We start from the raw sequence: 22,998 nt of genomic DNA on the forward strand, positions 1-22,998 counted from the left end.
TTGGACCGGCTAGATTTCGGCGGCAACGGCGAAGCTGGCAGCGAAATCGCGCCGGGATCGGGCGAGGCGTTTCCGCTGTCGCCTGCTCAGCTGGGCATTTGGTACGCCCAGCATCTCGACCCGCAGGTGCCGATCAATATCGCGCAGTACGTCGAACTGCGCGGTGTGATCGACGTTCCGCTCCTGGAGCAGGCCATGGTCGACGGCTCGCTCGAGGTGGGTTCGGGCTTCCTGCGCATCATCGAGCGCAATGGCGAACCGCTGCAGCTGATCGACGAGTCGCTGGACCGCACGATCTATCAGGTCGATGTCCGCGATGCCGAGGATCCGCGCGCGGCCGCCCTGGAGTGGATGCGCGCCGACTACAGCCGGCCGCTGAACATCACCGAGGATCGCCTGATCCGCTCGGCGATGATCCAGGTGGGCGAGGACCACTACTACTGGTACGCCCGCGTGCACCACATCGTGCTCGACGGTTTCAGCGCCATGACCTACCTGGGTCGCGTCGCGGAGATCTACACCGCGCGCTACAACGGCGAGGAACCCGCCGCCTCCAAGGCGACCCCGCTGCGCACCATGGTCGAGCAGGAGTTCGCGTACCGCGAGAGCACCCGCTTCACCGGGGACAAGGCGCACTGGGCCGAGCGAGTGGCCGGTCTGGAAGAGGGGACATCTCTGTCCGGGCGCAGCGCGCCCCCGGCCGCGATGAACAGCGTCGCCTCCGCCTCGCTCACCGATGATCAGAGCGCACTGCTCGATACCGCGGTGGCCGTTCATGATTCGTCTCCGGCGGTGCTGCTGGTGGCCGGTTTCGCGGGTTATCTGGCGCAGTGGACCGGCACCGAGGACGTCATCCTGTCGCTGCCGGTGACCGCGCGCACCACCGCGGCCATGCGCCGCTCGGGTGGCGCGGCATCGAACATCGTGCCGCTGCGCCTGCGGGTCGGGCACGGCACCACCATCGACGAGCTGGTCAAACAGGTCACCGTCGAGATCTCCGGCGCGCTGCGGCATCAGCGCTACCGGCACGAGGACATTCGCCGCGACAGCGCGGGCGAGGGCGTGGTGAACCGGGAGTTCTTCGGACCCTGGGTCAACATCATGCTGTTCCACAACGAGGTGACCCTGGGCCCGGTCACCGGTGAGTACAGCGTGCTGTCCACCGGTTCCATCGAGGATCTGGGCATCAACTTCTACCAGTCGGTGGCGGGCACCCGGAACCACATCGACTTCGAGACCAACCCGAACCTGTACACCGAAGACGAGACGCGTCAGCATCATTCGCGTTTCCTGGAGTTCTTCGACAACTTCCTGGCCGCGAGCGCCGAGCAGCGGGTGTGGGGTCTGCCCATCACCACCGCCGCCGAACGCACTCGCACCCTGGTGGAATGGAATTCGGCGGGACATCAGGTCCCGACCACTACGCTGCCGGATCTGCTGGACGCACAGATCCCGCTGACGCCGGACAATATCGCCCTGGAATTCGAGGGCGCGACGCTGACCTACGCCGAATTCGGCGAGCGCGTCAACCGCCTGGCGCGGTTCCTGATCGCCGACGGCGTCGGCCCGGAATCGCTTGTCGCCCTTGGCATGCGGCGCTCGCTGGAACTGGTCATCGGTATGCACGCGGTGCTGCGCGCCGGTGGCGCGTACGTGCCGATCGACCCGGATCATCCGGCCGATCGCACCGCCTACATCCTCGAGTCCGCGGCACCGGTCTGTGTGCTGACCACCGCGCGCGATGAACTCGCGCTGCCGGATTCGGTGCGGCGCTTGGAGATCGACACCCTCGACGTATCGGGCTACTCGAACAATCCGGTGACGGACGCGGATCGAATCGCCCCGCTGCGCCCGCTCAATACCGCGTACGTCATCTACACCTCGGGTTCCACCGGCCGCCCCAAGGGCGTCGCGGTCACCCACCACGCCATCGTCAACCAGGAACTCTGGATGCTGGACGAGTACGGCTTCACCGCCGACGACGTCTACCTCCAGAAGACCGCCACCACCTTCGACGTCTCGCTGTGGGGTTACTTCCTGCCGCTGATGGTGGGCGCGAAGATGATCATCGCGACCCCGGACGGGCATCGCGATCCGGTGTACGTCGCGGAAACCATTCAGCGCCACGGGGTCACGGTCACCGACTTCGTGCCGTCGATGCTGACCGTGTTCGTCTCGCATGCCAGTGCCGCGCAGTGCGTTTCGCTGCAGACCGTCTTCGTCATCGGTGAGGCGCTGCCGCCGGAGACCGGCGCGAGCTTCCGGGCGCTGAGTTCGGCGGGCCTGCACAACCTGTACGGCCCCACCGAGGCCGCGGTCTCGGTGACGTACTGGGAGAACACCGATGCCGACACCGTCACCGTGCCGATCGGCGTGCCGGAGTGGAATGTCGATGTCTACGTACTGGATTCGCGCCTGCGCCCGGCCGCGATCGGTGCGCACGGTGAGCTCTACCTGGGCGGGCGTCAGCTCGCGCGCGGGTACAAGGGCCGCCCGGATCTGACCTCGGATCGCTTCGTCGCGAATCCGTTGTCGGACACCGGCGAACGCATGTACCGCACCGGTGACCTGGTGCGCTGGAATGCTTCCGGTGCGCTGGAGTACATCGGCCGCACCGACTTCCAGGTCAAGTTCCGCGGTCAGCGCATCGAACTCGGTGAGATCGAGACCGATCTGCTCGCGCATCCGTCGGTCAGCCAGGCCGCCGTGCTGGTGATGGACACCGCGACCGGTCAGCAATTGGTCGCGTACGTGGTGCCGATGCCCGGCCAGAGCATCGAACCGGCCGAGCTGACCCGTTTCGCCGCCGAGAAGCTGCCGACCTACATGGTCCCGGCCTCGATCATGGTGCTGGCGGCGTTCCCGCTCAACACCTCCGGCAAGCTGGACCGCAAGGGCCTGCCCGATCCGGTGTTCAGCGTGGACGCCGCCGGGTACCGCGCCCCGCGCACCGCCGCCGAGGAGATCGTGGCGGGCATCTTCGCCGATGTCCTGGGCCACGAGCGCGTCGGCATCGATGACAATTTCTTCGATCTGGGCGGTAACTCGCTGGTCGCCACGCAGGTGGTGGCCCGCATCTCGGCCGCGTTCAGCACCCGCCTGGGTGTGCGCGCGCTGTTCGAGACGCCCACCGTCGCGGGCATCGCCACCCGCATGGAGAACACCGCCCCGTCCGAGGTTTCGCGGCTGCCGCTGGTGGCGCAGCGGCGACCGGAGCGGGTGCCGCTGTCGCTGGCGCAGCAGCGCATGTGGTTCCTGAACCAGTTCGACCCCAATGTGCCCACCTACAACCTGCCGTTCGTGGTGCGGTTGCGCGGCGGCGTCGATCTCGACGCGCTGCAGTCGGCGCTGCACGATGTGGTGGAGCGGCAGGAATCGCTGCGCACCGTCTTCCCGGAATCCGGTGACGGCGGCCTGCAGCAGGTGCTGCCCATGTCCGAGGTGGATCTCGGCATCGAGGTCCAGCCCATCGCCGATAGCGAATTGTTCTCCGCGCTGGCCGAATTCGCCTCGCGCGGTTTCGATGTCTCGCGCGAACTGCCCATTCGGGTGCGGGTGTTCCAGGTGGGCGAGGCGACGGCCGAATCGGCCGATTACGCCGTGGCCTTCGTGGTGCATCACATCGCGGCGGACGGTTTCTCCTTCGGTCCGCTCTCGCGCGATATGACCGCCGCCTATCTGGCGCGGGTCGGCGGGCAGGAGCCCGCGTGGGCTCCGCTGCCGGTGCAGTACCAGGACTTCTCCCTCTGGCAGCGTGAGGTACTGGGTTCGGAATCCGATCCCGAATCCATGGCCGCCCGCCAGATCGCCTACTGGCGTTCGTCTTTGGCGGGTCTGCCCGATCAGCTGGACCTGCCCGCGGATCGCCCGCGCCCGCCGGTGCAGTCGTTCCGGGGTAGCCGCGTCACCTTCGAGATCCCGGCCGAGCTGCACGGCAAACTCGCCGGATTGGCTCGCGCGCAGGGTGTTTCGCTGTTCATGGTGATGCACTCCGCGCTCGCGGTGCTGCTGGCCCGGCTCTCGGGCACCTCCGATATCGCCATCGGCACCCCGGTCGCCGGTCGCGGCGAGCAGGCCCTGGACGACCTGATCGGCATGTTCGTCAACACCCTGGTGTTGCGGTCGGAAGTGCGCGGGGCGGAGAGCTTCTCCGAATTCCTCTCGCGCACCCGGGAAACCGATCTCGCGGCGTTCGCGGCCACCGATGTGCCGTTCGAGCGTCTGGTCGAGGTCATCAACCCGACCCGCTCGCAGGCGCGGCATCCGCTGTTCCAGGTGATGCTGTCCTTCCAGGAGATGTCGCACGGCTCCATGGAGCTGCCAGGGCTCACCGTGTCCGCGGATGAGCTCGAGGTCGATATCGCCAAGTTCGACCTGCAGTGGACCCTGACCGAACAGCGTGACCTGTCCGGCGCTGCCGCCGGACTGTCGGTGGTGCTGTCCTACGCCACCGATCTGTTCGATGCCGAGACCGTGGCCGAGTTCGGGCACCGTTTCGTGCGCGTGCTCGAAACCGCCGTCACCGCACCGGAAACCGTGGTCCGCGATATCGACATCCTCAACGAGGATGAGCGCGCCCAGGTGCTGGGCGATTGGAGCCGCAACGAACACGCGCTGCCCGGCGCGCGCACCGTGCTGGATCTGTTCGAGGAGCAGGTCCGGGTGCGCCCGCACGGCACCGCCCTGATCTTCGATCCGGGCGAGCGCAGCGGCAGCATGTTCGGCGCGGCCGCCGAACTCAGCTACGCCGATTTCGCCGACCGGGTGAATCGCCTGGCGCGCAAGCTCATTGCCGAGGGCGTGGGTCCGGAGACGCTGGTCGCGGTCGGCATCCGCCGTTCCATCGACATGCTGGTGGCCATCTACGCCACCCTCACCGCCGGTGGCGGTTACGTACCGGTCGATCCCGATCATCCGGCCGAGCGCACCGATTACGTCCTCGGCAGCTCGCGTCCCGTGGTCCTGCTGACCACCACCGATGACGCGGTCGAGAACGCCGAATGCACCGTGCTGCACCTGGATTCGCTGGATCTGAGCGAATTCGACGCCGCGCCGATCACCGACGCCGATCGACTGGCTCCGCTGCGCCCGTCGAACACCGCGTACGTGCTCTACACCTCCGGCTCCACCGGCCGCCCCAAGGGCGTCGCGGTCCCGCACGGCGCGGTACTGAACCAGATCGCCTGGATCACAAGCGAATACGGCATCGACGACACCGATGTGATCCTGCAGAAGACCCCCGTCACCTTCGACGTGTCGGTGTGGGAGCTCTTCGGTTCGCTCGCCGTGGGCGCACAGCAGGTCATCGCGGCCCCGGACGGGCACCGCGATCCCATGTACCTGTCCGAGGTCATCGGACGGCACCGGGTCACCATGACCTCGTTCGTGCCGTCCATGCTGAGCGTGTTCGCCAGCAGCGCCTCGGCGGCCGAATGCCTTTCCCTGCGTGCAGTTCTGGTCGCCGGTGAAGCCCTGCCGCCCGCCACGGTCACCGCGTTCCGGCGCTTCTCCACCGCGGCCGTGCACAACCTGTACGGCCCCACCGAGTTCACGGTGCACGCGACCTACGCCGCCATCGCCAACCCGACCCCGGCGCAGGTGCCGATCGGGCGTCCGGTGTGGAACGCGCACACCTACGTCCTGGACGAGGGCCTGCGTCCGGTCCCGGCCGGTGTCCCGGGTGAGCTGTACCTGGGCGGCACCCAGGTCGCGCGCGGTTACTACGGCCGCCCCGACCTGAGCGCCGAACGCTTCGTCGCCGACCCGTTCGGCACCCCGGGTTCGCGCCTGTACCGCACCGGTGACCTGGTGCGCTGGAACGCCTCCGGCGCACTCGAGTACATCGGCCGCACCGACTTCCAGGTGAAGTTCCGCGGTCAGCGCATCGAACTCGGCGAGATCGAGACCGCCCTGCTCGGCCACCCGTCGGTCAATCAGGCCGTGGTGCTGGTCATCGACACCGTCGCCGGTGATCAGCTGGTCGCCTACGTGGTGACCCGCGGCCCGGTGGATCTGGACAGCGTGAAGGCGCTGCTGCACCGCACGCTGCCCGCGTACATGGTGCCGTCGGCTTTCGTTGTGCTGGAAGCCTTCCCGCTCAATGCCTCGGGCAAGCTGGACCGCCGGGCGCTGCCCGCGCCGGTGTTCGAGGTGCGCGAATTCCGCGCTCCCACAACGCCTATCGAAGAGATCGTGGCGCAGATCTTCGGCGAGGTGCTCGGCATCGCGCGCGTCGGCGTCGATGACGACTTCTTCGAACTCGGCGGCAACTCGCTCATCGCGACCCAGGTGGCGACCCGCCTGGGCACGGCCCTCGATACCCGCGTGCCGGTGCGCATGCTGTTCGAGGCCGCCACCGTGGCCGCGCTCGCGGCCCGGGTGGAATCGCATGCCGGTGACGGTGCGCGCAAGGCCCTGGTGGCCCGCGAGCGGCCCGCCGATATCCCGCTTTCCCTTGCGCAGCAGCGCATGTGGTTCCTGAACCGCTTCGATACCGCCTCGGCGGTCAACAACATCCCGGTCGCCATCCGGCTCTCGGGTGAACTCGATGTGGCCGCGCTCCAGGTCGCGGTCATCGATGTCATCGACCGGCACGAATCGCTGCGCACCGTCTTCCCGGAGACCGCGCACGGCCCGGTGCAGCGCGTGCTCGATGCCGCGCAGATCGTGCCCGACCTGACCCCGGTGCCGGTCACTCAGGCCAACCTCATCGACCATCTGGTCGAGCTGGCGTCGATGGCGTTCGACGTCACCGATGAGGTGCCGATGCACGCCGCGCTGTTCGAACTCAGCGAGTCCGAGTTCGTACTGGGCATGGTGGTGCACCACATCTCCGCCGACGGCTGGTCCATGGGACCGCTCGCGCGCGATGTCATGGTCGCCTACGCCGCCCGCACCTCGTGGGAGGCTCCGGCGTGGGCGGAACTGCCCGTGCAGTACGCCGACTACGCGCTCTGGCAGCGCGAGGTGCTCGGTTCCGAGGATGATCCGAACTCGTTGATCGCCAAGCAGATTCGGTACTGGGCCGACACCCTGGCCGATCTGCCGGACGAGCTGGTGCTGCCCTCGGATCGCCCGCGCCCGGCCACCGCCTCGTACCGCGGCGGCACCTACCCGTTCGCTATTTCCGCCGAGACGCAGCAGCGCCTGGTGGAATTGGGCCGCAGGCACAATGCCTCGCTGTTCATGGTGCTGCACAGTGCGCTCGCGGTCCTGCTGGCCCGCCTGTCGGGCACCAGCGATATCGCCATCGGCACGCCGGTGCACGGTCGCGGTGAGGCCGCGCTCGACGATCTGATCGGCATGTTCGTCAACACCCTGGTGCTGCGCAGCGAGGTGGAGTCGGAGAAGACCTTCGCCGATCTGCTGGCGCAGGCGCGCGAGAGCGATCTGCACGCCTTCGCGCACGCCGATGTGCCGTTCGAGCGCCTGGTCGAGGTGCTCAACCCGGCCCGCTCGCAGGCCCGTCACCCGCTGTTCCAGGTCATGCTGACCTTCCAGAACACCCGGCAGGCCAGCCTGGAACTGCCCGGACTCTCGGTCAACGGCATCGACTACGACGCCCAGCTGGCCAAGTTCGATCTGCAATTGACGTTGCAGGAGGCACAGGACGCGCACGGCGAGAATGCGGGCATGTCTGCCGAGTTCTCCTACGCCCGTGACCTTTTCGACGAGGCCACGGTCGCGGCGTTCGCGCATCGGCTGGACTTGATTCTGGCGGCCGTCGTGGCCGATCCGTCGCAGCCGATCGGCGATATCGATCTGCTGATCGACGGTGAGCGCGACAGGGTGCTCGAGGGCTGGAACAACACGGCCTTCGACCTCGCCGAGGTATTGCCCGCACTGCCCGAAGGCGATGCGGCGACGCTGGTTTCGCTCTTCGAGGCACAGGCTCTGACCAGCCCCGATACGACTGCCGTCGTTTTCGAGGGGACAGCTCTGTCCTACGCCGAGTTCTCGGGCCGCGTACATCGCCTGGCCCGCAAGCTCATCGCCCAGGGCGTCGGCGCGGAATCGCTGGTGGCCCTTGCCATCCGCCGTTCGGTCGATCTCGTGGTCGCCATGTACGCGGTGCTCGAGGCCGGTGGCGCGTACGTGCCGCTGGATCCCGATCAGCCCGCCGAGCGCATCGACTACGTCCTCGACACCGCCCGCCCGGTCGCCATCCTGACCACCGGCCGTGACGACTACGTCACCGGCCGCAATGTGCCGGTGCTGGAGATCGATTCCCTCAACCTCGAGGGCAATTCGGCCGCGCCGATCACCGATGCCGAACGCGGACAGGCGATCAGCCCGTCGCATACCGCGTACGTCATTTTCACCTCGGGTTCGACCGGTCGCCCCAAGGGTGTGGCGGTGGAGCACGGTGCGATCGTGAACCGTCTGCTGTGGATGCAGCACGAGTACCCGATCGACGCGAATGACGCTGTGCTGCAGAAGACTCCGGCGACGTTCGATGTGTCGGTGTGGGAGTTCTTCTGGCCCTTGCAGACCGGTGCGCGTCTGGTTGTCGCCAAGCCCGATGGCCACCGCGACCCGGTGTATCTGGCGCAGATCATCGCCGAACAGGGCATCACCACGGCGCACTTCGTGCCGTCGATGCTCTCGGTCTTCGTCGCCACCCTCGGCAATGAGAACGGTGACTCCACCGTTGCCGCGCCGCGGCTGCGGCAGGTCTTCGCCTCCGGTGAGGCGCTGCCCGCCCCGACCGCGCAGAAGCTGCGCGAACTGACCGGCGCTCGCCTGCACAACCTCTACGGCCCCACCGAAGCCGCCGTCGACGTCACGTACCACGAGGTCGTGGACGCCGACACCGTCTTCGTGCCGATCGGCCGCCCGGTGTGGAACACCCGCACCTACGTCCTGGACGCCCGCCTGAACCCGGTCGCGCCGGGTGTCGCGGGTGAGCTCTATCTCGCGGGCGATCAGCTCGCTCGCGGGTACCTGGGCCGACCCGATCTGTCCGCGGATCGCTTCGTGGCCAACCCCTTCGGCGTTCCCGGTGCTCGCATGTATCGCACCGGCGACCTGGTGAAGTGGACCGGCGCGGGGGAGATCGAATACCTGGGCCGCACCGACTTCCAGGTGAAGTTGCGCGGTCTGCGCATCGAACTCGGTGAGATCGAGGCCGCCCTGCTGTCGCAGCAGGGTGTCGCGCAGTCCGTCGTGGTGGTTCGCGCCGATGCCCATGCCGGTGATCAGCTCGTCGGTTACGTGGTCCGTGAGCCGGAGGCGGTCATCGATCTGGACGCGGTCAAGGCCGCGCTCGGTCGCTCGCTGCCGGGCTATATGGTCCCGGCCGCGATCATCGTGCTGGACGCCTTCCCGGTGAACGCCTCCGGCAAGCTGGATCGCAAGGCGCTGCCCGCACCGGTCTTCGAGGCCAGGCGTTTCCGCGCCCCCGCCACCCCGATCGAGGAGATCACCGCCTCGATCTTCGCCGAACTGCTCGGCATCGACCGGGTCGGCGTCGACGACGATTTCTTCGAACTCGGCGGCAACTCGCTGGTCGCCACCCAGGTGGTCGCCCGGTTGTCCGCCGCGCTCAATGCCGAGATCGGCGTGCGCGTGCTGTTCGAGGCGCCTACCGTGGCCGCGCTGGCCGCCCGCGTGGAGTCGCACGCCGGAACCGGTGTGCGCCAAGCGCTTACGGTGCGCACCCGGCCCGAGCATCCGCCGCTGTCGCTCGCACAGCAGCGCATGTGGTTCCTGAACCGGTTCGACACCGATTCGGCCGCCAATAACATCCCGGCGGCCGTAAGGCTCACCGGCGCACTGGATCTCGCCGCCATGCGCGGTGCGATCGCCGATGTGGTGGCGCGGCACGAATCGCTGCGCACCATCTACCCGTCCTACGAGGGCGTCGCCTATCAGAAGGTGCTGCCCACCGCCCGCGCGATTCCGCAGCTCGACGTGCTGGACGTGGCCGAGGGCGAATTGTTCGCCGCCGTCTACGATTTCGCCGGTCGCGGCTTCGACGTCACCGCCGAACCGCCGGTGCGCCTGCGCGCGTTCCGCCTGGCCGAAGACGATCACGTATTGGTGCTCGTCGCGCATCACATCGCGGCCGACGGTTTCTCGATGAACCCGCTGGTGCGCGATCTCATGACCGGGTACGTCGCGCGCAACAACGGCGAGGCCCCGGGCTGGCCGGAACTGCCGGTGCAGTACGCGGATTACGCGCTGTGGCAGCGCGAAACGCTCGGCTCCGAGGATGATCAGCGCTCGCTCATCACCGAACAGCTCGACTACTGGCGGCGCACGCTGGCCGGACTGCCGGATGAGCTGCGCCTGTCCGCCAAGCCGCGCCCGGCCGTGGCCACCTACGAGGCGGGCACACACCGCTTCCGGGTGTCCGGTGAGCTGATCACCGGATTGCAGCGGGTCGCGCAATCGCACGGCACCACGCTGTTCATGGTGGTGCACAGTGCTTTCGCCGCGCTGCTGGCCCGCCTGAGCGGCACCGATGACATCGCGGTCGGCATTCCGGTCGCCGGTCGTGGTGAGCAGGCGCTCGACGATCTCGTCGGCATGTTCGTCAACACCCTGGTGCTGCGTTCGCCGGTCGATACCGAGGAGAGCTTCGCCGAACTGCTGAAGAAGGTGCGCGAGCGCGATCTCGCCGCCTTCGCGCACGCCGATGTGCCGTTCGAACGCCTGGTGGACGTGCTGAACCCGGCGCGTTCGCAGGCCCGGCACCCGCTGTTCCAGGTCATGCTGTCGTTCCAGAATCTGGGCCGCACCGCACTGGAACTGCCCGGGCTGAGCGTGTCCGAGCTGGGCATCGACCAGCAGTCGGCCAAATTCGATCTGCAACTGACGCTGTCCGAGGTGCCGGCCGCCGGTGCAGACGCGGCGAATCCGGCCGGCATGGACGCCGAACTCGTCTATGCCACCGACCTTTTCGACGGTGCGTTCGCCGAGGTCTTCGCGCAGCGGTTCGAGCGCATGCTCACCGCCCTGGTCACCGATCCCACCGTGCGGGTCGGCGATGTGGAGCTGCTCGGCGATCGTGAGCGCCAGCGCGTGCTGCGCGGCTGGAACGACACCGCGTTCGAGCTGGACGCGGCGCTGCCGGAGATCGCGGAAGGCGCTGCGGCGACCCTGGTTTCGCTGTTCGAAGCACAGGTCGCACTGACTCCGGACGCGACCGCGGTCACCTTCGAGGGGACGAGTCTGTCCTACGCGCAGTTCGCCGGACGCGTCCGGCAGCTCGCGCGCTGGCTCATCGCCGAGGGCGTCGGCCCGGAATCCTTTGTGGCCCTGGGTATGCGCCGCTCCATCGATCTGGTGGCGGGTATGTACGCCGTCACCGTCGCCGGTGGCGCGTACGTGCCGCTGGATCCGGATCATCCGGCCGAGCGCACGCAGTACATCCTGGAGACCGCGCGGCCGGTGTGCGTGCTGACCTCCGGGGATGATTTGGACGGCGTCGCGGATCTGGAAGGGTCTGCCGCACGCCGGGTTCGGATCGATCAGCTGGATCTGTCCGGTTTCGCGGACACCCCGCTCACCGATGCCGACCGCATCGCCCCGCTGCGGCCGCGGAACACCGCGTACGTGATCTTCACGTCCGGTTCCACCGGTCGCCCGAAGGGTGTGGCGGTCAGCCATGCCGCGATCGTGAACCGCCTGGTCTGGATGCACGCCCAGTACGGCCTCGCCGCCGACGACGTGGTGTTGCAGAAGACCCCCGCCACCTTCGACGTGTCGGTGTGGGAGTTCTTCTGGCCCTTGCAGGTCGGTGCGCGCCTGGTCGTCGCCAAGCCGGACGGCCATCGCGATCCCGCCTACCTGGTGCGCCTCATCACCGCCGAGCACGTCACCACGGTGCACTTCGTACCGTCCATGCTGGCCGTGTTCGTGGCCGCCGAGGGCGCCGCCGACTGCACCAGCCTGCGCAATGTCTTCGCCTCCGGTGAGGGCCTGTCCGCGCCGACCGCGCAGCGGCTGCGCGCGCTGACCGGTGCGCGCCTGCACAACCTGTACGGCCCCACCGAGGCCGCGGTCGACGTGACCTTCCACGAGGTCACCGATGCCGACATCGCCACGGTGCCGATCGGCGCGCCGGTCTTCAATACCCAGGTGTACGTGCTGGATTCGCGGCTGCGGCCGGTTCCGGTGGGTGTCGCGGGTGAGCTCTATCTGGCGGGCGATCAGCTCGCCACCGCGTACGTGGCGCGTCCCGATCTGACCTCGGATCGCTTCGTGGCCAACCCGTTCGGGGCCGGTGCGCGCATGTACCGCACCGGTGACCTCGTGGTCTGGACCGGTACGGGTGAGCTGGAGTACCTGGGCCGCACCGACTTCCAGGTCAAGCTGCGCGGTCTGCGCATCGAACTCGGTGAGATCGAATCGGCGCTCACCGCGCTGAACTCGGTCGCGCAGTCCGTGGTCGTGGTGCGCAATGACGAGCGCACCGGCGATCAGCTGGTGGCGTACCTGGTCGCGGCGGACGGTCATATCGACCTCGACGCCGTGAAAGACGCACTGTCCCAGCAGCTTCCGGCCTATATGGTCCCGGCCGCCTTCATGGTGCTGGACGCCTTCCCGCTCAACGCCTCCGGCAAGCTGGATCGCAAGGCGCTGCCCGCCCCGGCCTTCGCGGCCAAGGTGTACCGCGCCCCGGAGACCCCGGTGCAGCAGACCGTCGCCGGTGTCTTCGCCGATGTGCTCGGCGGCGATACGGTCGGCCTGGACGACGATTTCTTCGAACTCGGCGGCAATTCGCTGATCGCCACCCAGGTGGTGGCGCGCCTGTCCACCGCGCTCGACGCCGATGTGCCGCTGCGCACGCTGTTCGAGGCCACCACCGTGGCCGCCCTCGCGGCGCAATTGGAATCGCGCGTCGGCACCGGCAGCCGCGCACCACTGGTCGCGCAGGAGCGCCCCGCCCCGGTGCCGCTGCCGACCGGTGAGACCGCCGCGCTCGCACCGCTGTCCCCGGCACAGCAGCGCATGTGGTTCCTGAACCGCTTCGACAACCGCACCGCCGTCAACAACATCCCGGTGGCGCTGCGCCTGACCGGCGAGGTCGATCTCGCGGCCTTCAATGCCGCCGTCGGCGATGTGCTGGCGCGGCACGAGGCGCTGCGCACCGTCTACCCCGAGGTCGCCGGTGACGGCTTCCAGCGCGTGCTGGAACTGTCCGAGATCGATTTCGAGGTGCGCACCGAGACGGTCAACCTGGCCGAATTGCCTTCGCGCATCACCGAACTCGCGAGCGTGTACTTCGACGTCACCCGTGAGCTGCCGTTCCGCGCCACCGTGCTCACGGTGACCCCGGAGGGCAAGCACGCCCGCGCCACCCACGTGCTGGTACTGGTGCTGCACCACATCAGCGCCGATGGTTTCTCGCTGCGTCCGCTGCTGCGCGACGTGGTGGGCGCGTACCTGGCCCGCAGTGGCGGTTCGGCTCCCGAGTGGACGCCGCTGCCCGTGCAGTACGCGGATTACGCGCTGTGGCAGCGCGAGGTGCTCGGCGATGAGCGCGATCCGGAATCGGTCGCCGCACAGCAGGTGCACTACTGGAGCGAACAGCTGCGCGATCTGCCCGAGCAGATCGAGTTGCCCGCCGACCGGCCGCGTCCCGAGGTCGCCACCAATGCCGGTGGCACCTACGACTTCTCGATCGACGCCGAACTGCGCCGCGCGCTCACCGGGCTCGCCCGCGAGCACGATGTCACGCTGTTCATGGTGCTGCACGCCGCGCTGGCCACCTGGTCCGCGCGCCTGTCCCGCTCCATCGATATCGCCGTCGGCACCCCGATCGCCGGTCGCGGCGATCGCGCGCTGGACGATCTGATCGGCATGTTCGTCAACACCCTGGTGCTGCGCACCCCGGTGCTGCCGGACGCCTCCTTCCGCGAGCTGCTCGCGCAGGTGCGCCGCACCGATCTGGCCGCCTTCGCGCACGCCGATGTGCCGTTCGAACGCCTGGTGGATGTGCTCAGCCCGGTGCGCTCACAGGCGCATCACCCGCTGTTCCAGGTGGCGCTGACCTTCGAGGCCGCCGGCGCCAAGGACGCGGGCGCGGTCTCGCTGCCCGGCCTGGAGCTGGAAGCCGTCGAATTCGATCCCGGCACGGCCAAATTCGATATTCAGCTGACCGTTGGCGAACGCGCCGACGATTCGCTGAGCCTGTCCTGGAACTACGCCACCGATCTGTTCGATCCCGAGACCGTGGCCTCGTTCGCCGAGCGCCTGGTCCGTATCCTGCGCGCGGTCACCGAGGATCCCTCGGTGTTGCTGGGCGATATCGATCTGCTCGGCGGCGTCGAACGCCACGAGGTGTCCGAGCGCTGGGTCTCCGCCGGTGACGACATCGTGGAACTGGCCGCGGTCGCCCGTGCCGCCGTGCGCGCCAACGAGATCGCCGTCGAGACGAACGGCGCGGCGCACACCGCAGGCACGAACGGCGTCGCGATCGCGCACACCGGCAACGCCGATATCTCGGCCGAGGAACTGGCCGAGGTGCTCACGCCGGGCGGCGTGCTCGGTGCCGTCGGTGAACTGTTCACCGATCCGGTGGCGGCGCTGTCCAGCCCGTTCGTGGACGCGGACGCCACGCTGTCGAGCCTGTTCGATCGGGCCGTCGCGGCGCATCCGGAGCGGATCGCGGTGCGGTTCGGCGAGGACGAGCTGACCTATCACGATCTGGATCGGCGCTCGAATGTGGTGGCGCGCAGGCTGATCGAGGACGGCGCGGGTCCGGAGTCGCTGGTCGCGGTGCTGCTGCCGCGTTCGCTGGATCTGGTCGTCGCGCTGCTCGCGGTCATCAAGACCGGTGCGGGTTATGTGCCGGTCGATCCGACCTACCCGGCCGATCGCATCGCGTACGTGCTGTCCGATGCGAAGCCGACCAGCGTGGTCGTGGATTCGACCGTGACGGTGGAACTGCCCGCCGGACTGCCGACCGTATCGCTGGACGGGTACACCGTCGAAGCGGGCGATGTGGTGGATGCCGACGATTCGCCGATCACCGATGCCGATCGCACCGCCGCGCTGCGGCCCGATCACGTCGCGTACGTCATCTACACCTCCGGTTCCACCGGCCGCCCCAAGGGCGTGGCCGTGGCGCACCGGAATGTGGTGCGGCTCATGGCCAATACCGATCGCGAGTTCGGATTCACCGCCGATGACGTGTGGACGCTGTTCCACTCCTACGCGTTCGACTTCTCGGTGTGGGAACTCTGGGGACCGCTGCTCTACGGCGGCAAGCTCGTGGTGGTCGACTACTACGTCTCGCGCTCGCCGGAGCAGTTCCTGGAATTGCTGCGCCGCGAACGGGTTACGGTGCTCAACCAGACCCCGTCGGCGTTCTATCAGCTGGCCGAGGCCGAGCGCATCGCCGCCGCGGCGGGTGACGAACAGTCGCTCGCGCTGCGCTACGTGGTCTTCGGCGGTGAGGCCCTGGAGCTGCGCCGCCTGAGCGATTGGGTTGCGCGCCACGGTGATTCGTCGCCGTACCTGGTGAACATGTACGGCATCACCGAGACCACGGTGCACGTTTCGCATCGGGTCCTGGACGCCGACACCATCGCCGCCGCCACCGGCAGCGTGGTGGGTCGCGCCATCGCGGGTCTGCGCGTGTATGTGCTCGATGAGCGCCTGCACCCGGTCCCGGTGGGTGTGGCGGGCGAAATGTATGTCGCCGGTGCGCAATTGGCGCGCGGCTACCTGGGTCGCCCCGACCTGACCTCGGCTCGTTTCGTGGCCAGCCCGTTCGGCGCGCACGGCAGTCGCCTGTACCGCTCGGGTGACGTCGCGCGCTGGAACCGCTTCGGTGAGCTCGAATACCTCGGCCGCGCCGATGATCAGGTCAAGGTGCGCGGTTTCCGCATCGAGCTCGGTGAGATCGAAGCGGCCGTGCTGGCCCAGCCGGGCGTCGCCCAGGCCGCGGTCATCGTGCGCGAGGACGCCCCGGGCGATCAGCGCATCGTCGCCTACGTGGTGCCCGAGGCCGGTGTCGAGCCGACCGATATCCGCCTGCTCAAGATCCGCGACGGCGCGGGCGAACGCCTGCCGTCGTACATGGTCCCGGCCGCCATGGTGGCCATGGATCGAATCCCGTTGACCGTCAACGGCAAACTCGACCGCCGTGCGCTGCCCGCCCCCGCGGTGCAGGCGCGCGCCTTCCGCGCGTCCGAGACCCCGATCCAGGAGACGGTCGCCGCCGTCTTCGCCGAGGTGCTCGACCTGCCGCGAGTCGGTCTGGATGACGACTTCTTCGATCTGGGCGGCAATTCGCTCATCGCCACCCGGGTGGTCTCGCGCATCGGCGCGGCCCTGGACACCACGGTCGCGGTGCGCACGCTGTTCGAAGCGAGCACGGTGGAGGCCCTCGCGGCCCGCATCGAATCGCATGCCGACGGCGCGTCGCGCGCCAAGCTAGTGGCCCGCCCGCGCGTGCCGGGTGAGCTCGCGCCGCTGTCGTTCGCGCAGCAGCGCATGTGGTTCCTGAACCAGTACGACACCTCCTCGGCGGCCTACAACCTGCCGCTGGCGATTCGCCTCACCGGTGAACTCGACACCGCCGCACTGGAACTCGCGGTCGCCGATGTCGTGCGCAGGCACGAGTCGCTGCGCACTCGCTATCCCGAGCACGGCGGCACGCCGATGCAGGTGGTCGTCCCGGCCGAGCAGATCGCCCTCGATCTGCGCCCGGTCACGGTCGCGGCGGGTGAGCTCACCGAGACGGTGACCGCCTTCGCCACCCTCGGATTCAATGTGGCGGACCAGGTTCCGCTGCGCGCCCGGCTGTTCCGGGTCGGCACCGAGGACGCGTCCGAACATGTGCTCGTGGTCGTGGTGCACCACATCGCGGGTGACGGTTTCTCGATGGCCCCCCTGACCCGCGATGTCATGGTGGCATACTCGGCGCGCACCCAGGGTGCGGTGCCGGGCTGGGCCCCGCTGGCCGTGCAGTACGCGGACTTCGCCGTCTGGCAGCGCGAAGTCCTCGGTAGCGAAGAGGATTCGTCCTCGCTGATGGCCCGCCAGGTGGGCTACTGGCAGCGGACCCTCGACGGTGTGCCGGATGAGCTGGCGCTGCCGATCGATCGCCCGCGCCCGGCCGTGGCCACCCATCGCGGTGCGACCTTGCAGCGCAGCCTGAGCCCCGAACTCATTGGCGCGCTGGAAGACATTGCGCGCAAGCGCGGTTCGTCGCTGTTCATGGTCATGCACAGCGCGCTCGCGGTGCTGCTGGCCCGGCTGTCGGGTGGCGATGACATCGCCGTCGGCACCCCGGTCGCCGGTCGTGGTGAGGCCGCGCTGGACGATCTGGTCGGCATGTTCGTCAACACCCTGGTGCTGCGCACCGGAATCGATCCGGCGGAATCGTTCTCGGATCTGCTCGATCGCGCCCGGCATACCGACCTCGACGCCTTCGGCAATGCCGATGTGCCGTTCGAGCGCCTGGTGGAACTGCTCGCACCGGAGCGATCGCAGGCCCGGAACCCGCTGTTCCAGGTCATGCTGGCATTCCAGAATCTGGATCGCGCCACCCTGGAACTGCCGGGGCTGACCGTCGCGGCGCTGGATCTCGACGAGAACATCTCGCGGTTCGATCTGCAGTTCACGCTGTCCGAGCAGGACGCCGGTATGGCGCTCGCGCTGACCTATGCCACGGATCTGTTCGACGCGGATACCGCCGCCGGGTTCGCGCAGCGCTGGCTGCGGGTGCTGGAAGCCGTCGCCGCCGATCCGGAGGTCACGGTCGGGGCGATCGATATCCTCGATCAATCCGAGCGCGCCGATCTGGTCGCGCGTTTCGGCGCTCCCGCCATCGCGGGCCGCACCCTGCCCGAGCTGCTGGCCGAGGCCGTGGCGCGGGATCCGCAGGCCGTGGCCGTCCGCTTCCAGGGGCGAGGTCTGTCCTACGCCGAACTCGACGAGCGCTCGAATCGCCTGGCGCGCCTGCTCATCGAGCGCGGTATCGGCACCGAGAACCTGGTCGCCATCGCGGTGCCGCGTTCGGATGATTCGTACTTCGCGGAATGGGCGGTCACCAAGACCGGTGCGGCGTTCGTTCCGGTCGACCCGAACTATCCGGCCGACCGCATCGCGCATATGGTCACCGATTCGGGTTCCCCGGTCGGCCTGACCGTCGCCGCGGTGCACGCCGATCTCCCGGAATCGGTGGAGTGGCTGGTTCTGGACGAACTGGACCTGAACGCCTTCTCCGCCAAGGCCATTGGCGATGCCGAGCGGGTGCGCCCGCTGCGCCCGGAGCATCCGGCGTACGTCATCTACACCTCCGGCTCCACCGGCGTCCCCAAGGGCGTCGTGGTCTCGCATGCCGGTCTGGCCAACTTCAGTGTCGAGCAGGTCGAGCGCTACGGCCTCGATTCCGCTTCGCGCGCACTGCATTTCGCCTCGCCATCGTTCGACGCCTCCATGCTGGAGTTCCTGCTCGCCATCGGCGCGGGTGGTGCGCTCGTGGTGGTGCCGCCGGGCGTCTACGGCGGTGACGAGCTGTCGGAGCTGATTCGCTCCGAGGGCGTCACGCACGCGTTCATCACCCCGGCCGCGCTGGCCACCTTCGATCCGGCCGGACTGGATACGCTGCGCGTACTGTCCGCCGGTGGTGAGGCGGTCCCGGCCGATCTGGTCGCAAAGTGGGCTATTCCGTTGGCGGACGGCACGATTCGCGCCTTCCACAATGGTTACGGTCCGACCGAGACCACCATCATGACCAATATCAGCGATCCGCTGGTCGCGGGCGATCTGGTCACCATCGGCGGCCCGACCCGGGGTATGCAGTCGCTGATCCTGGACAACCGGCTGCGCCCCGTCCCGGTCGGTGTCGCGGGTGAGCTCTATCTGTCCGGCATTCAGCTGGCGCGCGGCTACCACGCGCGTCCGGGCCTGAGCGCGGATCGCTTCGTCGCGAACCCGTACGTGGACGGCGAGCGCATGTACCGCACCGGTGACGTGGTCCGCTGGACCCGCACGGGCGAGGTCGAATACGTCGGCCGCTCGGACTTCCAGGTCAAGGTGCGCGGTTTCCGCATCGAGCTCGGTGAGATCGACGCCGCGCTGGCCTCGCACGAGAGCGTGGACTTCGCGGTCACCATCGGCCATAAGAACGCCGCCGGTGCGACCTCGCTGGTGTCGTATGTGGTTGCCGCGCCGGGTCATTCGGTCGATATCGCCGCGGTCACCGCGCATGTCGAACAGCGCCTGCCCGCGTACATGGTGCCGTCCTCGGTCATGATCATCGATCGGGTGCCGCTGACCCCGGTCGGCAAGCTGGACCGCAAGGCGCTGCCCGAACCGGTGTTCGCCACCGAGGTGGTGTTCCGCGCCGCGCGAAACACCCTCGAGCACACCATTTCCGAGGTGTTCGCCGAGGTGCTGGGCCTGGAGCGGGTCGGCATCGACGATTCGTTCTTCGCCCTCGGCGGCGATTCCATCGTCTCCATTCAGCTGGTGTCGCGGGCCAAGGCGCGCGGTGTGATCTTCAGTCCGCGTGACGTTTTCGAACAGCGCACCGTCTCCGGTCTGGCCGCCATCGCGGAAACCGCCGACGGCCAGGGCGATTCGGCTCCGCAGCTGCTGGAACTGCCCGGCGGCGGTGTCGGTGTCATGCCGCTCACCCCGGTGGTGCGGTTCATGGTGGAGCGACCGGGCGAGTTCGGGCGCTTCAACCAGACCATGGCGCTGGAACTCCCGATCGGCATCGACCGGGCCGGTATCGCCGCCACGGTCGGCGCGGTCATCGACCGGCACGACATGCTGCGGGCGCGCCTGCGGCGGGTGCCGGGTGCGGACTGGATCGTGGAGACCGCCGCGGCGGGCGCGATCGATGTGGATTCGCTCATCGATCGCACCGAATTCGATCCGAGCGTCGGCGCGGAGGAGTTCCTCGAAATCGCCTCGGCCGCACTGGATGCCACGCTGGACAAGCTGGATCCGACCGCGGGCGTCGTCGTGCGCTTCGTCTGGTTGGCACCGGCCACGGCGGGCCGTGAATCCGGTACCGATCAGTCCCGCGCCGGTCGCCTCATCGTGGCCGCGCACCACCTGGTGGTGGACGGTGTCACCTGGCGCATCCTGGTGCCGGACTTCGTCGCCGCCTGGGGACAGATCTCCGCCGGGCAGACCCCGGAACTGGTCGCCCCCGCGACCAGCATGCGTACCTGGGCGCACGCCCTCGAGCGCGAGGCCGCCACCGAGGAGCGGCTCGCCGAACTCGACTTCTGGCGCGGCGTCGTCGACGGACCGGATCCGCTGCTCACCGAGCGCGCCATGGATCCGGCGGTGGATGTCACCGCCGTCGTCGAGAAGCACAAGGTCGAGGTTTCCGCCGAGACCACCAAATCGCTGCTCACCACCGTGCCCGCGCTGTTCCACGGCGGCGTCAATGACGGTCTGCTGACCGCGCTGGCGCTGACCGTGGCGAAGTGGCGCTCGGACAAGGGGATTGCGGCGGGGGAGAAGGCCGGGGCGCAGAACACAGCGCTCGTTCGGCTCGAAGGCCACGGCCGCGAAGAAGAGGTCGTGCCCGGCGCGGATCTGTCCCGCACGGTCGGCTGGTTCACCGCGATCTTCCCGGTGCGCTTCGATCTCTCCGGGATCGATGTGGACGCCGCCCTCACCGGCGGCGACGCCATGGGCCGCGCCATCAAGGCGGTCAAGGAGCAGCTGCTCGCGGTGCCGGACAAGGGCATCGGCTACGGCCTGCTGCGCTACCTGAACCAGGCCACCGCCGATCAGCTGCCCAAACAGCTGCCCGGCCAGGTCAGCTTCAACTACCTGGGCCGCGTCAACGAGGGTGATGTGCCCGAGGCGCTGCGCGGCTTCGGCTGGATTCCGGCTCCCGAGCTCGGCAATCTGGGCGGCGCGTACGACGCCGATATGCCCGCCATGGCCCCGATCGATATCAACGCGATCGTGGTCGGGGACAAGCTGACCGCGAATATCGGCTACCCGAGCACCCTGCTCGACGCGGCCGCCGTCGCCGAATTCGGCGCACTGTGGATCTCCGCGCTGGATGCCGTCGCGCACCACGCGGAATCGGCGCAGGCCGGTGGGCACACCCCGTCCGACTTCGGTCTGGTGAATATCACCCAGCGCGATATCGACGGCTGGGAACAGCGTTTCGGCGCGATCGACCAGGTGTGGCCGCTGTCCGCGCTGCAGGCCGGTCTGCTCTTCCACGCCCAGCTCGCCGCCACCTCGGTGGATGTGTACACCGCGCAGGCGGTGCTCACCCTCACCGGTCGCGTCGACGGCGACCGCCTGCGCGCGGCCGCCCAGGCGCTGCTGGATCGGCACGAAATCCTGCGCACCGCATACGTTTCCGACGCCAATGGCGTTCCGGTACAGGTGGTGCTGGACGGCGTGCACGTGGCCTGGGCCGCGCACGATTTCAGCGATATCGCCGATGCGGACGCTCGCCGCGCCGCCGTGGAACAGGTCATCGACGCCGATCGCATGACCCGGTTCGACCTCACCGCGCCGCCGCTGATTCGCTACACGCTGGTGCGGACCGCCGCCGATGAGTGGCAGCTGGCCGTGGCCAACCATCACATCCTGCTCGACGGCTGGTCCATGCCGCTGCTCATGCAGGATCTGCTGGTGCTGTACGCCACGCATTCCGATGTGAGCGTGCTGCCGCCGGTGCGGTCCTACCGGTACTTCCTGGAATGGGTTGCGCAGCAGGACCGTTCGGCTTCGCTCGATGCCTGGAAGCAGGCGCTGCGCGGGGTGTCCGAGCCGACGCTGCTGACCCGCCCGGACGCGGGCCGTGAGATCACCGCGCTGTCCGGTGAGTACTTCTTCGATCTAGACGAGGCCGCGACCGCGCGCCTGACCGCGCTGGCCGCCGATATCGGCGTCACGCCGAATACGGTGCTCCAGGTGGCGTGGGGCATTCTGCTCGGCCGCCTCACCGGCCGCGAGGACGTGCTGTTCGGCACCACCGTGTCGGGTCGCCCGGCGCAGCTGTCCGGTGTGGAATCCATGGTGGGCCTGTTCATCAACACCGTGCCGGTGCGGGTCGCGTTCGATCCGGCCGAATCGGCGCGGGCGCTGCTCAACCGCACCCAGGGCGAGCAGGCCGATCTGCTCGATCACCACTACATCGGCCTGGCCGATATCCAGTCGGCCGCGCGCATCGGCGGGCTCTTCGACACCCTGGTGGTGTTCGAGTCCTATCCCGTTGACGCCGAAGGCATTCGGTCGCAGGCCGCGGATATCGACGGTATGGCCGTCACCGGCCTGGACGCCGCCGATGCCACGCACTACCCGCTGACCCTCATTGCCCAGCTCGACACCCGCCTGCGCGTTCGCGCGGGTTACCTGCGCGATCTGTTCGACGAGGACACCGTTCACCGCATCGCGGATCGCCTGATTCGGGTGCTCACCGCGATCACCACCGAACCCGAAGCGGCAGTGGGCGATATCGAACTGCTCGATGCCGATGAGCTGGCGCTCGTCACCACCGAGTGGAACGAGACCGGATACGACGTCGACACCGCCCTGGCCGTGACCTACGGGCTGGCGGACACCGATCGTGTGGATCCCGGCCACAAGCATGCCGGAATGACGGGGGCGGAGCCCGACGCCGCGAAGACGCTGGTCGCGCTGTTCGAGGCGCAGGCGGAGCGGACGCCCGATGCGATCGCGCTCAGCTTCGAGGGCACAAGTCTGTCCTACGGCGAGTTCGCCGAGCGGGTGCACCGCCTCTCGCGCTGGCTCATCGAGCGCGGCGTCGGCGCGGAATCGTTTGTGGCGCTGGGTATGCGGCGCTCGGTCGACCTGGTGGTCGGCATGTACGCCGTCACCGTGGCCGGAGCCGCGTACGTGCCGCTGGATCCGGATCATCCGGCCGAGCGCACCGAATACATCCTGGCCACCGCCGATCCGGTGACCGTGCTGACCTCCGGTGAGGATCTGCCGGTGCAGACCGCGCAGGTGCGGATCGATCTGCTGGATCTGTCCAGCTACTCGGCCGCCCCGCTCACCGACGCGGATCGCGTTGTGCCGCTG

General features: G+C 68.5%; 1 protein-coding gene (running past one end of the window). It reads left to right on the plus strand.

Going from position 1 to position 22,998, the window contains the following annotated elements; translation table 11 throughout:
* Positions 1-22,998, plus strand: the 5' portion of a protein-coding gene (locus ACFC0O_RS32185) for a non-ribosomal peptide synthase/polyketide synthase (RefSeq protein WP_375964570.1). 21,399 nt of this gene lie beyond the right edge of the window; the window shows 22,998 of its 44,397 coding nt (coding positions 1-22,998); its start codon is at positions 1-3; its stop codon lies beyond the right edge, outside the window.

This window comes from Nocardia sp. NPDC056100 (assembly GCF_042266325.1).
Taxonomy (GTDB): domain Bacteria; phylum Actinomycetota; class Actinomycetes; order Mycobacteriales; family Mycobacteriaceae; genus Nocardia.